Here is a 15,092-nt window from a genome sequence, read left to right on the forward strand (position 1 = left end):
ATGTCGAGCAAAGAGGCCATATTAAGTCGCCTGCGCGGCGCCGCCACCCCCCTTGCCCACACTCCCCATGGATGGCAGCCCTGGCGCGGGGAGGATGGCAGCGCGCGGCGCGAGCGCTTTGTTGCCGGGATCAGCGCCAGCCACGCCGAGATCCTCACCGTCAAGGAGGCAAATCTTGCCCGGGATCTGGCCGTCTGGCTGGATGGGGAAGCAATAACGCATCTGGCCTGTGGCCAGGGCGGCCGCTGGCAGGCGGCGGTCGCGGTCGCCTGTGCCGGGCGCTCTGTGCTGACCCCGGCGGGCGAGTTCGCGAGCTGGAAAGACGATCTGTTTGACGTTTGTCAGGCGGGCATCACCCACTGCGCGGGGGCCATCGCCGATACCGGCACCCTGGTGTTGCTGCCAGATGGCGGCGAGCCGCGCACCCTATCCCTGGTGCCCCCTTGCCATATCGCCCTGCTGGCGGCCTCCACCATCGCCGACAACCTGGCGGGGCTGGTGGCGGCAGGGCACTGGCAGCAGGCCATGCCCACCAATCTGTTGCTGGTTTCCGGCCCCTCCAAGACCGCCGACATCCAGCAGACCCTGGCCTACGGCGCCCACGGCCCGAGCCGCCTGTTGGTAGTGTTGGTGGAGGATTGCTGATGCGCTGGAACCAGTTTGACGCCGCCGTGCTCTCGTGCATCCCGCCGGAGCGGCTGGTGAGCGACCCGGATCTTCGGCTGGCCCACGGCACGGACGCCAGCTTCTACCGGCTGGTGCCCGAGCGCATCGTGCGCCTCGACTCCCTCGATGAAGTGCGCTTTGTGCTGGCGGTGTGCCGCGAATTGCACCTGCCGTGCACCTTTCGCGCCGCCGGCACCAGCCTCTCGGGCCAGGCCCTGAGCGATTCGGTGCTCATCACCCTGACCGACAGCTGGCGCGGCCACCGCATTCTGGACGAGGGCGCCCGCATTGCCCTGCAACCCGGGGTGATCGGCGCCGATGCCAACCGCTATCTGGCGCCTCTGGGCCGCAAGATTGGGCCGGATCCCGCCTCCATCAACGCCTGCAAGCTCGGTGGCATCGCCGCCAACAACGCGAGCGGCATGTGTTGCGGCACCGCCCACAACAGCTATCACACCCTGCACGCCATGACCCTGCTGCTGGCCGATGGCACCGTGCTGGACAGTGGCGATCCCCACAGTCGCGCCGTCTTGGCGGCCAAGCGCCCGGAGCTGCTGGCCGGGCTCGCGGCCCTGCGTGCCGAGGTGCTGGCAAATGAGGCGCTTGCCGCGAAAATTCGCCACAAGTACCGGCTCAAGAACACCACCGGCTACGCCATCAATGCCCTGCTCGACCATCAAGACCCCATCGATATCCTCACCCACCTGATGATCGGCTCGGAGGGGACCCTCGGCTTTATCGCCGAGGTGGTGCTCGACACCGTGCCCGAATACCCCCACAAGGCCTCGGCCCTGCTGGTGTTTCGGGACGCCGAGCAGGCCTGTCTGGCCACCTCGCGCCTGAAAAGTGCGCCGGTGGCGGCGGTGGAGCTGATGGATGGACGCTCCCTTCGCTCGGTCGCGGGCAAGCCCGGCCTGCCGGACTTTATCAAGACCCTGGACCTGGCTGCCTGCGCCTTGCTTGTCGAGGTGCATGGGGAGTCGAAAGAGGAGCTGGTGGATCGCTGCGAGCAGGTGACGGCCATGGCGGCCGAGTTCGCCCAGGTCGCCTCGGTGCCCTTTACCGGCGACAGCGCCGGCCTCTGGGCCATTCGCAAGGGGCTCTTCCCGGCGGTGGGGGCGGTGCGCACCACCGGCACCACCGTCATCATCGAGGATGTCGCCTTTCCCATCGAGCGTCTGGCCGAAGGGGTGGCGGGGCTGCAAGCCCTGTTCGATCGCTTCGAATACGGTGAAGCCATCATCTTTGGCCACGCGCTGGAGGGAAACCTGCACTTCGTTTTTACCCAGGGGTTCGAGGATCCGGCGCAGGTGGCCCGCTACGGCGCCTTTATGGATGCGGTGGCCGAGCTGGTCGCCGTGCGCTTTGGCGGGTCGCTCAAGGCCGAGCATGGCACCGGCCGCAACATGGCCCCCTATGTGGAGATCGAATGGGGGCCGGAGGGGATGGCGCTGATGCGCCGCATCAAGGCGCTGCTGGACCCCGATGGCCTGCTCAATCCCGGCGTCATCATCAATGACGACCCCAAGGCCCACCTGGCTCACCTCAAGCCCATGCCGGCGAGCGATGCCATCGTCGATCCGTGCATCGAGTGCGGCTTTTGCGAGGCGGTCTGCCCCTCGCGCACCCTGTCGCTGTCGCCGCGCCAGCGCATCGTGCTCTACCGCGAACTGGCCCGCCGCAATCGTGCCGATGAGCCCTCCAACCAGCTGACCCGGCTGTTTGACTATCAGGGCATCGACACCTGCGCCGCCACCGGGCTCTGCGCCGATCGCTGCCCAGTCGGCATCAACACCGGAGCGCTCATCAAGAAGCTGCGCACTGACAAGTACCGGCGCTTCGTGCCCATCGCCCGCTGGAGTGCCGATCACTTCGCCGGCGTCACCCGCACCGCCCGCGGGGCCCTCGGCCTCAAAGGAATTGCCGGCAAGCTGCTGGGAGACAAGGCGCTGGCGGGATTGGTGAACGGGGTTCGCCATCTGAGCGGCCAGCGCACGCCCGCCTGGCTGCCGACCCTGCCGGGGCCAAGCCACTATCGGTGGTCGCCAGGGGAGGGAAGCCATGGCGGATCCAGCGAGCGCGCTGTGGTCTATCTGCCGTCGTGTGCCAGCCGGGTATTCGGCCAGCAGGAGGATGCCCCGTCACTGCCGGACGTGGTGTTATCTCTGCTCAAGAAGGCGGGCTGCCGGGTGATAGTGCCGCAAGGCATCGAGGGGCTCTGCTGCGGCATGCCCTATGACAGCAAGGGGATGGTCGAGGTGGCTGCCGCCAAGCGTACTGAGCTGGCTGAGGTATTGTGGCAGGCAAGCGAGCAGGGGCGCTGGCCCGTGCTGCTCGACACCAGCCCCTGCGTGCAGCGACTGCTCTCGGGGGCGCTCGGCAAGGGCCTTCGGGTGTTTGAGCCCGCTACCTTTGTGCTCGAATACCTGCTGCCCCACCTTGAGCTGACCCCCATCGATGAGACAGTGATGCTCCATATCACCTGCAGCAGCCGGCGCATGGGGCTGGGGGAGACCATGCTGGCGCTGGCCCGCACCTGCGCCCGCGAGGTGATCGTGCCAGAGCATATCCAGTGCTGCGGCTTTGCCGGCGACAAGGGGCTGATGACCCCGGAGCTCAACGCCGCGGCTGCCCGCCCAGGTACCCAGCGATTGCCGTCAGGGATTCAGCAACAGCCGTACCTGCGAGATGGGGCTCAGCCAGCACGCCGGCATTCCCTATCACAGCATCCTCTATCTGGTGGATCAGGCGGCGAGATAGGAAAATAAAAACGGCAGGATAAATATCCTGCCGTTGGTCAGATGCTGGATACTGAGCGCCTACCTTGGTCTTCAATTTTGGGCGGGAGGGCGTGCTGACTCAGTAGGCGGGCATCAGTACGTTTATCTCTCCGGTGCGCGAGCAGGTGACCGCGTTCCCTACAGTCAGCTCGCCATCATTGAATATTGCTGATCTGTCTGCAATGTGGCACAGCCGGAATATGTCTATCATCGGTCGTTAGCACTTATATCAAGAAAACATTCTAGGTGTAGGTCATTTAATAGGTAAATAGAGTTAGACTTTTCAGATCTTACTACATTATGACTCTGAGATTTTTAGTTAAAAAACTGCTCAAGATGATTTTATAACTATTGATTTCTTGGCTTTCTATTTCTGTTGTATTCCTCTAATGCGGTTTTTAACCAATCCTTATGTTCCTGGATGTTTTTTACTACCCATGACACAAATTTTTCTGAATATCTGGCTCTGTCAGTAAAATTGTACATGTCTGAATTGGAGTTTCTTTTTATTTTATGTTTAAAAACTATAGATTGAAATGAGTGTCTATTTATTTTTTGAAGTTTTTGCTTAGTGTTAATTGCTACAATTGCATCATCGGTAAAATATGGGTGGGTGTCGTTAAGATCTTTTGCTTGTGTTATTATTATTGCCTTCTGCCCTTGATCTCCTGTACTTAATGTTAAATCTGATTTATGTGGGTTTCGAACAAGCGCTAGTTTATACTCTATATTAATAGAGAACTTATCAGAATTTAGCTCTTTATTCATGCTTTCAAAAGACTGAATAAACCTTTCTACTTCCGTTGATGTTAATATGCCATAGTTTTCCTTAATGACACCAATTTCAGGCGTAGGCCCGTCTATGACTAAACTAAGCATCCCTACGCTTTGTCCTGCAAGAGGTGAATTACCCATTTGGTTTTTATATCTTTCTTGATAATTAAAAACATTGGCTTGAAATAGGCGTGAGAGCTGTGGTTGTAACTCAGGGATAAGCAAATGTGTTGCTTGATCTCGAAGTAAAATTAATGTTTCAATGTTACGCCTTACTGGATCACTATTTTGAATTCTCAGCGAAAGTGCATCAGAAATTGAGATGCTTTTCCCATTTTTATAAAAGACTTTCTCTTCGCCTAATGCATCTAGTATCTCAGCTTTTAAGAAAAGCTCCCATGAATTGACCATTAAAATGGTAAATGCTTCTACTCTATTACATAAGCTAGGCCTATTATAAACTTCTAATGCGAGAGTAAATGCATCAAGACTCCTTCTTATTAACTGTTGATACATTTTTTCCTGTGGAGTGATTTCTTTTGATGAAATACTTTGAGACATGAGTCTAATAAACTCATCATTTGAAATTTTCGTTAGGCCTTTAGAAGTAAAGCTGTTATTTCCAGATTTAAAAATGAATTCTCCTTTTAGCTTTTCATTAATATATTTTATTATACTCTTAGTATTATACCCAGTGGCAGCTGCAGCTTGTGCTACTGAAAAACACTCATTTATTTCTTCTTTTCCTCTGAAGAATTCAAGTAATAATATGCGTTTATCTTCTCTGGTCATTTATATAGCCTATGTCAATTATTTATAGTGCTGAAATTATATTCATGCTCGTAGAGATCAAATACTATTATTAAAATTAACGCTGTAATCTTTGGATGATATAATCTTGTAACGCAACCCCTTGTAGTTTTTGTTTACATCCATTGACTCTTACCCAAGTATGGCCAGAGGAGTTAAAATGTAAGCCAGATAAGTTCGATTTAGGTACACGAACCTCAAGAACATAACCATCATTTGTTCCAACCACACCATGGAGTATCACATTGATTCTTGTAGGGTCAATTGACGGCTCGATAGTATTAATTTTTATATTGATGGATTTTCTTATTTCATCTTTTAATTGACTGTTTAATCTTAAGCTTTTTACTACACCATTATCTTGAATTCCCCAAAATATGCTGCCGCCTGAACTATTGAGGAATGCAAGTATATATTCATCGACAATATTCTGAACCGATTTAGTTGGGTTTTGACCTTTTATTTCTTTAAACTCATTATATAAGTCCTCTTCTAATATACATTTCTCACCTTCATTGAATTTATACGAGTTTCGTGAGGTTAGAGTTTCAAACTCATCAGGTAGTGATTCAAAGAAGACTCTAAGAGTCTTAATAGTACGTGGTGCCATCTGCACTGATTTAGACATTTTGTTTATTGAACCGTATTCACGAATCAAAGAGTTAAGTTCGCTTAAAGATCTTGATTTGCCAACAAGTTGCCCCCATGTTTCTATCAATCTATTGCGCTGAGGGCCACTTTGTATTCCCCCTGGGTAATATTTCACATTTACCATTTCAAATGTAGTTTGGAGACTCCAATTCTTATTAATTAACAAGCTTGTACCTCAATATGTAGTCAGAGAAAGAATGTAACAAGGGTAAAATGCCCCAACTATATTGGATGCTTAGTATATATCCGTATTTTTATAAAATTTATTAAATGTGGTCATGTGTATAAACGAGAGTCATTTATTTGTATCTAGATACGCGTGATGCTAGTAAATGAGATAGCTACCGCACGGGGTTTCAGCTCCCTGAGTGCTGTTGTTAATTGAATAGATACAAACCATACGTTTTGGATCTGAGGGCCAGATGGGTAGCCTATCAAAGGCCGACCGCTCCTGTTGAGTAAAAACACAGCCGTTCCGTGGGATTTGAATGAAATCTTGATGGCGGTCAGATTTTGATGTGGAAAGGTCGAGAGAAACGGGGGGAGGGGAGATGGCCTCTCTTCTTGTTGCTGCATCGCCTGGCCAACCAAGTCATGTGTTATCTCTTGCTCATCAATGCCTTGTAACAGCTGGTTACAGATCTTGCGTCGACCGGCGAACCCTTCCTCCAGTAAATTCAGCGGCGATTGAATGCACCTCACATAACAAAGCAATTGCAAGGAACAAGAGTCATGAGAATGCACCACAAAGCCATGCTGGCCATCGCCTGCACCGCCGCCCTGTCCGCCTGCGACAGCGAGAAGGCGGCCAACAGCATCGCCAAGCGCGCGCCGCTGCCGTTGCCCGATGCCGGCGTCTATGAGGCGCACTTGCTCAGCCGCGATGGCGATCAGGGGCCGCTCAAGATGATCAAGGGGTTGGAAGGATTGGCGCTGGTCTATCCCAAGGGGGATGGTGAGCAGCGCTGGGGCGTCTGGGTCGAGAACGACGGCAAGTCGATTACCTCTTCACAATGGATGGGGCAGGCGGCCCAGAAGGAGAACAAGGAGGGCATCTATCCGGTGCTGCTGGAGCGTACCTCGGTGCGGGGCAAGCGGCTCGATGTCCAGAGCAACGACCACAACCTCATCAGCTTTCAAGACAAAGCGGTAACCGATCTGGCTGGCAAGGAGGTCAAGCGCTGGACCTTTGACTTCAGCCGTACCGGCACCCAGTTCCGGGATCCGGATCAGAGCACCGCCCTCTATCGCGACTGGAGCGGCCACCTTGCCGTGAGCAAGCTCGCCACCCGGACGATCACCAGCGACAGCTGGCGGGTGGCAGAGGACGCCGGCTTTGGCGATGCCATGGTGGGGCTGATCCGCAGCACCAACAATGGCGGCTCCCTGACTCTGGAGATCGAATTTCCCAAGGCGGGCTGTACCCTGACCGGCAAGGGCAATGCAGAGTCTGGCAAGGGGCTCAGCAAGCTTAACCTGAGCGGGTTTGGCAAGTGCAGCTTCAAGGCATCAAGCGATCTCAGCCCGCTTGAGAACAAGTGGATGCTGGGTCTGGCCAAGGCCAAAGAGGGGGCAATGGCCTACGTCGCCGCATTCGAGATGCCGGACACTCGCAAGACGACCCTGGTGGTGGGCTTCCCCGAACAGCATGGCCTGATGATGGTGGGCGACAAGCAGCCCTGATCCCGTCTTGATATCTCGCCCCAGCACTGCGTTGTTACCCCGGCCTGGCCGGGGTTTTTGATGGCGGGTGGGCCTGCCATTAGAGGGGGGAATTGGGCAAGGCTCAGTAGCCGGTCATCTCCAGATAGCCGACCCCCTTGGCATCCCCCGAGACGGACACCGCCCCTTCCCAGTAGTCAAAGCGCCCCGTCATGGCCTGATCGGGCTGTCGCGCCTGAATGCGGAGGTTGATATCCCCGGCCTTAAGTTGCCACTCGATGGGGTAGGGTTGCCCCTTGGGGCCGCGCCAGGTCTTGCCGGGGGTGAGGCGGATCTGCGCAGGGTTCAGCACCCGGCTGCTGCCGTCCCGTTCAATCAGGATGCCGTAGCGGTTTTCTGGCTCAGAGCGTCCTGCCTTTGTGCGCAGGCGAAACAGCATCAGCTCGCGGCCATCTTCAAACTGCAGCGAAAACCAGTCCCAGCCCGATTGCCACTGGGCCAATACCGAGCTGCTCCACTCGTGATCAAACCAGCCCTCACCGCTGACGTTGCGGGTCTCGCCATCCAGGGTCAGGGTGCCGCTGATGGTCAGGCGCGGGTAGGAGTAGTAGAAGGAGGCGTTGCCCGGGCTCTTCTCGCTGTAACCCGCTTTGCCCTGCAGCACCGCCGGCTTGGCGGCGCTCACCTGCAAATCAAGATCCCCCGCCTTGCTCTGTATCTTGAGGGTGGCGGGAAAAAGCGATTCCCCTTGAGAAGCCAGCACCCACTCTTTCAGCCAATACTGACCGCCGCTGGCTCCGGCGAGCCCTGGCCCCTGGCGGCTGGTGCGCTCGTCCTGCTGGTGGCTGCCTTTGCTCAAATCCGTGATGGCGAACTGGGCCAGCCAGAGCTGGGGCGTGAGCCAGGGGTTGTCGGATGTTATCTCCTGCTCGATGCCTTGGCGAAACAGGGTCCACTGCATGCCGTAGTCGCGCCCCTGCTCGTCTTTCAGGTTGCCGGTGAGATACCACCACTCGGAGCGGTAGTCGGGGTGGGCACCGTGATCCGCGGGCAGGTGGATGGATTGACCCGGCAGGGCTTTTTTGAAGTGATCGTTGCCGCCGCCAAGGATGGCGCCCAGATCGTTGGCACTGATCCCGGCGCCATACAGGGTGCAGATCAGCGCCAGCGACCAGATGTTGAATGTTTTCATACCACTCTCCTTGCGGCGTACAAGGAGGCAAGCGCGCCACAGACGGGGGCGAGCAGGAGCGCCGTGACGGCGTGCAAGGGGGCAGCCTCGAAGGCCAACCGCCAGCCGAAGGCGCGGGGGTTGACTACCTCAATCAGTACCCAGGCAAGGCCATAGCCCACCGGCAGCGCCAACAGCGCGGTGAGCAGTCCCAATCCCGCCCCCTGCCACACCAGCAACCGGCGACAGTGGCGGGGGCTCAGACCAAGGCTTTGCAGGGTCTGCAACTCGCCGCGCCGGGCCAGCCCCAGCACCATAAAGGCCGAGCCGATGCCGACGAAGGCGATCCCCAGGATCAGCAACTTCAATAGTTCGGTGACCACGAAGGTCTGGTCGAACACCCTGAGGGCGGCGGCGTGGATGGCGGGGGCGGGCAACAGGTTCACCCGCTCGCCAAACTGGGCCCGCAGGCGATCGGCGAGGCGATCAACGTGCTGGCTGAAGAGGGCCAGGGATTGCACCTTGCCCCCTTCGAAGGCGTGCAGTATCTGCCCCTTGTCGCTGCCGTAATCCTGATAGACACCGGTGACGGTGAACGTGCGTGGCCCCAGCTCGCCGCTCACCTCGAGGCGCTGGTCCACCTTGACCCCGAGGCGCACCGTCAGCGGTTCGCTCGCCAGCACCTCGTCGGGGGTGGCGGGCCAGCGTCCGGCCAGCAGCGGATAGGCGGCTTTGAGCTCGGGAATAAAGTCCATCTGCGCCCACTCGATGGGCTGCCCCTGCCAGCGGGCCGGGTGCACCGAGCGGCGCGAGGCGGCGCGCACATCCGGCGCGGCGAGGATGGTGTCGAGGGTCTGCTCGCTCAGGGTGCCCTTGCTGCCGGCCACCCCCTTGGGGGCGGTGATATAGAGATCGGCGGCCAGGCGCTGGCCGAGCCAGATCTCCACGCTCGAGCGAAAGCTCGACACCATGACCCCGATGCCGATGGCCGCGGCGATGGCCAGTTGCAGCGCCATCACCGCGATGGCGGTGCGATCCAGGTGATAGAGGGTTTCGGCCACCCCGAGCCGGGCGCTGAGGGGGCCGCGCTCGCGTCGGCGCAGCCGGCCCAGCACGGCGCGCAGCACATCGGGCAGGGCGAGCGCCATGGCCAGCAGCCAGCCGCCGGCCACGAAGAGGGCGCCGCCCAGCCCGGTTTCTGGCCGCCACAGACAGAGGGCGCAGAGCAGCAAGATGGCGATGGCGAGCCCCCGACGTTGCCAGGGATGAGCCGGCGGGCGGCTGTTGCCCTCTCGCAGCTCAAGAGGGGATTGGCGCAGCAGTTGCCACCAGCCGGGCAGGTTGGCGGCGAGCGTGCCCAGAAGGCCGATCACCAGCGCCTTGCCAAGGCTCGCGGGGGAGAGGCGCAGCAGATCGATGGGGTTGGGGCCATAGAGATCGGCCAGCGCCTGGGTGAGCTGCCCCATCAGGGCGAGGGCCAACAGGCTGCCGAGCAGCAGCCCGAGCAGGGTGCCGATGCTGGCGAGGATCAGGATCTCCAGGGTCAGCCAGCGCAGCAGCCGGCGCGGCGGCATGCCGAGGATGATGAGCTGGGCCAGCTGGGGGCGGCGCACGCTCTGCACGAAGCGCTGGGCGTTGAACACCAAAAACAATCCCACCGCCATGGCGAGCAGGGAGAGCGCCGTGAGGTTCAGCGCCAGCGCATCGCCGAGCTGGCTGGCATCGAGCGCCGGACTGATGGGCTCAAGCCACAAGGGCTGGGCGGCGAGCCCGGTTCCCTGCGCAGCCTGCAGGGCGTGTTGCAAGGCCGTGGCCTCTTGCTCGCTGAGCTTGAAGACGATGCGATCGAGCCGTCCTTCCTTGCCAAGCAGCGGCTGTGCAAGGCCGATGTCGGTCACCAGCAGCCGCTCCATGGGCACGGCGCCGGGCTCGAAGGTGCCGGCCAACGTGAGGGTCAGCGGGCGGGGCGGCGCCCCTTCACCGCCACCCAGCACGAAGCGCCGGCTCTGGCCCGTTTGCCAGCCAAGGCGCTTGGCCTCGGGGGCAGCCAGCCAGACGCTGTCGGCGCGGGTGAGGGAGAAGGTGGGCTCTTTGTCCGGCGCGGCGCCAAACAGCCGGCGCAAGGGGCCGGGATTGAACAGATCCATCCCCAGCAGCTGAAAACTGCGCCCCTGTTCGTCCTGCAGCCAGCCGTGCAGCTGGGGCATGGCGTCGAGGTTAGGCTGGCTGCGCACCAGCGTCACATAGAGCTGCTCGTCCAGCCCGCTGTCCGGCGCCAGCCGGTAGTTCGCTTCCCCCGCCAGCTGGCTGCGGGCGGCGACGAAGTTGGTGCGGGCGCTGTGGTTCAAGAGCTCGATGGCCACCACCAGGGAGACCCCCAGGGTGAGCCCGACCAGGCTCATCAACAGCAGCCAGGGGTGGGCGCGATAGAGGCGCAGCAGCGCCTTGAGCGGCAACATCACAGCCCTCCGTGGCGGGCGTCAGTCATGGCGGCGCCCCTTGAGCTCGACCAGCTGGCCCCCTTCAAGGCGCAGCACCCGATCCGCCAGGGCGCCATAGGCGGGGTTGTGGCTCACCAGCAAGAGGCCGGCGCCGGTGCCCCGCACCGCCGTCATCATCAGCGCCATCACCTGCTCGGCGTTGTGTTCATCGAGACTGCCGGTGGGTTCGTCGGCGAGCAGCCACTGGGGCTGGTGAATGAGGGCGCGGGCCAGCGCCACCCGCTGGCGCTGGCCGCCGGAGAGCTGCTCCGGCCAGGCGTGGCGCTTGTGGGCCAGATCGAGGCGCTCCAGCAGGCCGTCAATGCGTGTCTCATCGCGGGCAAGCTGGTTGATGGCAAGGGGCAGGGCGAGGTTCTCGGCCACGGTCAGGGTCGGCAGCAGGTTGAAGTCCTGATAGACGATGCCGAAATGGCGACCGCGCAGGCGGGCCCGCTCGTCCGCCGACTGGTTGTCAAGGCGGGTCTCCCCCAGCCAGATCTCCCCCTCATCCGGGGGGAGGAGGCCGGCGATGAGATTCAGCAGGGTCGACTTGCCGCAGCCGCTCTGCCCCAGCAGCAGGGTGATCTCGCCGGCCGCCAGGGTCAGATCAAGGTGGTGAAACAGCGGCAGCCGTTCGCTGCCGTTATCGAAGCTCTTGCCGAGATTGCGCAGGGTCAGCATGGGATAACCGGTTGATGGTCAATGGCTTTCATCATGCCATGTACGTTGCTCCCCTGCCTAATGATCACGCTGCTTTGCTTTTGCGCGAGAGTGCCAGTTAGTGATCAAGGCTGCAAAAGAGGTGAGGATCCTGGCTGGATCCCGCTCGCCTGTGGTGGTTAGAATAGGGGCCTCCATGGGTCACAGGATGCGCAAGGATGTTACACAAGCAAGTCAGTTTTATCATCGACAGCAAGGGCAACAAGCAGGCTGCCGTGGTCCCCATCGAGATTTACAACGAGCTGATGACCCTGCAAAAGGCGCTCTCCGACAACAAGCCAGGCGAGCGCGAGCTTTACCACTTCAACGGCAAGGGGGCCGAGGCACACGGTTATCCGGTGGGCAAGCGGCAGAACCCCGGTTTCATGGTGCTGGCAGGCTCTACCGCCAACGGCGAGGATGCGGCTTCCTTACGCGAGGCGGTGATCGAACTGCGCCAGGAGCTGCTGGGCAAGGGGATCCTGGCCCCGCGCAGCGAAGGGGGCTTCGTCTTCACTGCCGATCAGCTGTTCAACAGCCCGAGCCTGGCTGCCAGCCTGGTGGCAGGCAACAACCGCAGCGGGCTGGACGCCTGGCAAAACAGCGCCGGCTATACCCTCAAGCGCTCGGGGTTTGGCAAGAAGTAGGCTGAGCCCTCACCCCTCAGGGCAGAGGATGCGTTGACAAGGTGCAGATAACACAAGGCCGCCCCCTGCGATGCAGGTGGGCGGCCTTGTTGTTTGTTGCTTGTTGCTTGTTGCTTATTGATGGTCTGGGCTTATTTTTTGCCGGTCAGCAGCCAGTAGCTCAGGGTCGAGCCGAACCCGCAGCCGGCGATGGCGATGGCCATCGGCAGCGGCGATTCGGGGGGATTGAGGTTGACCAGGATCCCCACCACGGCGCCGATGCCAAAGCGCAAGGTGCCCGCCAGCGCCGAGGCGGTGCCTGCCGATTGCGGGAAGTGGCCCATCAGGCCGGTCATGGCGTTGGCCCCCACCAGGCTGATGTGGCCGACGAACAGCACCACCGGAATGACGATGCCCCACAGGCCGCCGGTCTGACTCCAGGCGTTGTAGATGAGCAGGGCGCCGGCACAGGGCAGCACCAGCAGACCGTATTGCAGCATCCGCTCGGCGCCCACCCCCTTCACCAGCCGGCTGTTGACGAAGGTGACCACCATCATCAGCAGGATATTGAGGCCAAACAGCCAGCCATAGTGCTCGGTCGGTACCTTGAAGTACTCGATGTAGACATAGGGGGAGGCGCTCAGGAAGGCGAACATGCCCGAGCTTGAGAGCGAGCCGCACAGCACGTAGCCCATGGCGCCGCGATGGGAGAGCACGCCCCAGTAGTTCTTCAGGATCTGGCCGAGGTTGAGGGGCTGCTTGTGCTCAGGCTTCAGGGTCTCCTGAATTTTCCACTGCATCATCAGGCAGATGAGCAGGCTGATCCCCACCAGCAGCCAGAAGATCACCCGCCAGTCGCTGTGGGCGCTGATGTAGCCGCCCACCACCGGTGCGACAAGAGGGGCGAGCGTCATCACCAGGATCACGAACGACATGGCGCGGGAGAAGGCCTCCTTCTCGAACAGGTCGCGCAGCAGGGCATTGACCACCACAGAGCCGGCCGCCCCGCCAGCCGCCTGCAGCATCCGATACGCCAGCAGCTCGGGCAGGGAGTCCGCCATGGCGCAGCCCACCGAGGCGATGGCAAACATCACCAGCCCCGCCAGGATCACCGGCTTGCGGCCATAGCTGTCGGCGAGCGGGCCGTAAAAGAGCTGGCCGATGGCGAAGCCGCCCAGAAAGGCGCTGATGGTGAGCTGGGCACCGTCGATGCTGGTGGCCAGATCCCGAGCGATGGACGGAATGGCGGGCAGGTACATATCTACCGCGAGCGGGGTCAGGCCCGCCAGCGCGCCGAGCAGGATGAACAGAAAACGGGGGGAGAGGGGGGCGTGGGGCATAGGCTATCCAGTCTTGATGAGTGCGAAGTCAGGGAGTGACAAACATCCAGTCTACCAGTTTTGGTGACGGGGGTGATCCTGTATGCCGAGCCACAGGCCGGGCTCGGCGTGAAAGCGGGGGGCAAACCAGACCCGTTGGCTGCCGGCGTGCAGCTCCTCCGGGCTGAGGGGACGCCGGCTGAGCCGGCAGGCCCCTTGCGCCAATGCAAGGCGGGCATCCCCCTGATACCAGCCGTCGGTGACGGGCAGGGCCGTGGTTTCGCGCAGCAGCCTCACCCCCCACTGGGTCACCAGCGCCGGGCACGCCTGCTCGGCCAGCCTGGCGGCCCGGGTCATGGCTGGCGCCGCCGGCGGGGTGAGGGTGCAGAGCAGCAGCAACAGGGCTCCCAGCATGGCTGGCAGCTCGCCTCGGCACGGCAGCCAGCCTGCCAGCAAGATGATGCCGAGCAGGGTGATGGGGGCCAGATGGCGGGGATTGTCCGGGTTCTGGCCAAACAGGGTCCACAGCAGCAGGACGAGCCAGTAGAGGGTCCAGCAGGGGGAGAGGATTGGATTGTGATCCTTTGAGCGTTGCCAGAGTGGCAGTACCAGCAAGGCTCCCATCAATAGGGGCCAGAGCAGGGTCAGCTGCTCGTTGAAGGTACGGGCCCAGCTCAGTAGCCGATCGCCGTGAGCCGCCGCCGTGTTGCCCCACAGGGTAAAGTGACCGTCGGTAAAGCGGCGCCCCTCGCTGAAATAGGCCCAGCCATCGGCCTGCCAGACAAACAGCAGGCAGGCTAGCCCCACCAGCACAATGGGGAGCATAAAGTGAAGTCGCTGACCCTTTTGCACCATCCCGAGCCAAAGGGGCAACAGGGCCAGCACGAAGTAGGAGGGCCGCAGCGCCAGCATGAGGCCCAGCAGCAGACCCGCCAGGGCTATCTTGCGCTGTTGCAAGGCCAGGAGAGTGCCGAGCCAGGCGGCCAGCGCCGGCCCGTCCGAGAGGCCGGAGAGCGCCAGGGTCGGGGTGAGCGGCAGGGCCAGTACCAGCAGCCAGACCGGCGCCAGCAGGCTTGGCCGTTGCCACAATCTGACCGCGAGGGTGGCGGCGAGCGGCGCCAGCAAACTGCTACCCAAGAGGCTTGTGTACTGCACCGCACGGGCGGGATTGTCCACCGCCAGATTGATCAGCCGCGCCAGCCAGATAAAGGCGGGGTAGCCCGGAAAGTGGGGGGAGAACTCCAGCACGCTGAAGCGCACCACCCCGTGGGCGAAATTGAGGGCATCGTCGGAATCGAGGGCCACCGGGAAGGCCAGCAGCCAGCCGAGCCAGACCAGTTGCAGCAGGGCAAGCAAGTAGGGTCGATTGGCGAAGCGTAATCGGCCGAGATGACGCCCCCCTTCTCCCCTTGCGGGAGAAGGGTCGGGGATGAGGGGGGCCGTCGTCATCAATG

The 15,092-nt window shown here is 60.4% G+C and carries 10 protein-coding genes and 1 pseudogene; 4 read left to right on the top strand and 7 right to left on the bottom strand.

The window, feature by feature from the left end:
* Positions 1-645: a LutC/YkgG family protein gene (locus tag PG899_RS12880; protein WP_190284155.1), complete on the top strand. Its 645-nt coding sequence runs from the start codon at positions 1-3 to the stop codon at positions 643-645.
* Positions 645-3,426: pseudogene (locus PG899_RS12885) on the top strand (FAD-binding and (Fe-S)-binding domain-containing protein). Before PG899_RS12880 ends, PG899_RS12885 begins: the two are co-directional and overlap by 1 nt.
* A 368-nt stretch (positions 3,427-3,794) precedes the next feature.
* Here the strand turns inward: PG899_RS12885 and PG899_RS12890 are convergent.
* Positions 3,795-5,012, bottom strand: a complete 1,218-nt coding sequence (locus PG899_RS12890; protein ID WP_232105297.1) for a DUF3644 domain-containing protein — start codon at positions 5,010-5,012, stop codon at positions 3,795-3,797.
* A gap of 76 nt (positions 5,013-5,088) precedes the next feature.
* Complete coding sequence (locus PG899_RS12895) at positions 5,089-5,847, bottom strand: ATP-binding protein (RefSeq protein ID WP_190284156.1); 759 nt, start codon at positions 5,845-5,847, stop codon at positions 5,089-5,091.
* Between the two features lie 572 nt (positions 5,848-6,419).
* Here PG899_RS12895 and PG899_RS12900 point away from each other — a divergent pair.
* A complete protein-coding gene (locus PG899_RS12900; RefSeq protein WP_190284318.1) occupies positions 6,420-7,364 on the top strand; it encodes a hypothetical protein in 945 nt (314 codons plus the stop codon).
* A 103-nt stretch (positions 7,365-7,467) separates the two neighbouring features.
* Here PG899_RS12900 and PG899_RS12905 read toward each other — a convergent pair whose 3' ends face one another.
* Genes PG899_RS12905 through PG899_RS12915 form a run of 3 tightly spaced genes read right to left on the bottom strand, consistent with a single transcriptional unit; the run spans position 7,468 to position 11,675 of the window.
* Complete coding sequence (locus PG899_RS12905; RefSeq protein WP_190284157.1) at positions 7,468-8,535, bottom strand: lipocalin-like domain-containing protein; 1,068 nt, start codon at positions 8,533-8,535, stop codon at positions 7,468-7,470.
* Positions 8,532-10,973, bottom strand: coding sequence for an ABC transporter permease (locus PG899_RS12910; RefSeq protein ID WP_190284158.1), 2,442 nt, complete (start codon positions 10,971-10,973; stop codon positions 8,532-8,534). Before PG899_RS12910 ends, PG899_RS12905 begins: the two co-directional genes overlap by 4 nt.
* Before the next feature lie 21 nt (positions 10,974-10,994).
* Positions 10,995-11,675, bottom strand: a complete 681-nt coding sequence (locus PG899_RS12915) for an ABC transporter ATP-binding protein (protein ID WP_139389854.1) — start codon at positions 11,673-11,675, stop codon at positions 10,995-10,997.
* A gap of 197 nt (positions 11,676-11,872) precedes the next feature.
* On the opposite strand from PG899_RS12915, the gene PG899_RS12920 reads away from it, so the two are divergent.
* Positions 11,873-12,340 (top strand): DUF4357 domain-containing protein, encoded by a 468-nt coding sequence (locus tag PG899_RS12920; RefSeq protein ID WP_016351033.1) that lies wholly within the window; start codon positions 11,873-11,875, stop codon positions 12,338-12,340.
* 131 nt (positions 12,341-12,471) lie between these two features.
* Here PG899_RS12920 and PG899_RS12925 read toward each other — a convergent pair whose 3' ends face one another.
* Both PG899_RS12925 and PG899_RS12930 read right to left on the bottom strand, forming a co-directional pair.
* Positions 12,472-13,659 carry a Bcr/CflA family multidrug efflux MFS transporter gene (locus tag PG899_RS12925; RefSeq protein WP_049047841.1) on the bottom strand — a complete coding sequence of 396 codons (1,188 nt, stop codon included), beginning with the start codon at positions 13,657-13,659 and terminating at the stop codon, positions 12,472-12,474.
* A gap of 51 nt (positions 13,660-13,710) precedes the next feature.
* A complete protein-coding gene (locus tag PG899_RS12930) occupies positions 13,711-14,994 on the bottom strand; it encodes a hypothetical protein (RefSeq protein WP_190284319.1) in 1,284 nt (427 codons plus the stop codon).
* Positions 14,995-15,092 lie beyond the last annotated feature (98 nt).

It is taken from the genome of Aeromonas sp. QDB39, assembly GCF_027707585.1.
GTDB lineage: Bacteria > Pseudomonadota > Gammaproteobacteria > Enterobacterales > Aeromonadaceae > Aeromonas > Aeromonas hydrophila.

Bases quoted from the DNA above. Each gene is read 5' to 3' on its own strand.
- PG899_RS12880 (WP_190284155.1), top strand. From the start codon at position 1: ATGTCGAGCAAAGAGGCCATATTAAGTCGCCTGCGCGGCGCCGCCACC.
- PG899_RS12905 (WP_190284157.1), bottom strand. From the start codon at position 8,535: ATGAAAACATTCAACATCTGGTCGCTGGCGCTGATCTGCACCCTGTAT.
- PG899_RS12900 (WP_190284318.1), top strand. From the start codon at position 6,420: ATGCACCACAAAGCCATGCTGGCCATCGCCTGCACCGCCGCCCTGTCC.
- PG899_RS12910 (WP_190284158.1), bottom strand. From the start codon at position 10,973: ATGTTGCCGCTCAAGGCGCTGCTGCGCCTCTATCGCGCCCACCCCTGG.
- PG899_RS12920 (WP_016351033.1), top strand. From the start codon at position 11,873: ATGTTACACAAGCAAGTCAGTTTTATCATCGACAGCAAGGGCAACAAG.
- PG899_RS12915 (WP_139389854.1), bottom strand. From the start codon at position 11,675: ATGCTGACCCTGCGCAATCTCGGCAAGAGCTTCGATAACGGCAGCGAA.
- PG899_RS12890 (WP_232105297.1), bottom strand. From the start codon at position 5,012: ATGACCAGAGAAGATAAACGCATATTATTACTTGAATTCTTCAGAGGA.
- PG899_RS12925 (WP_049047841.1), bottom strand. From the start codon at position 13,659: ATGCCCCACGCCCCCCTCTCCCCCCGTTTTCTGTTCATCCTGCTCGGC.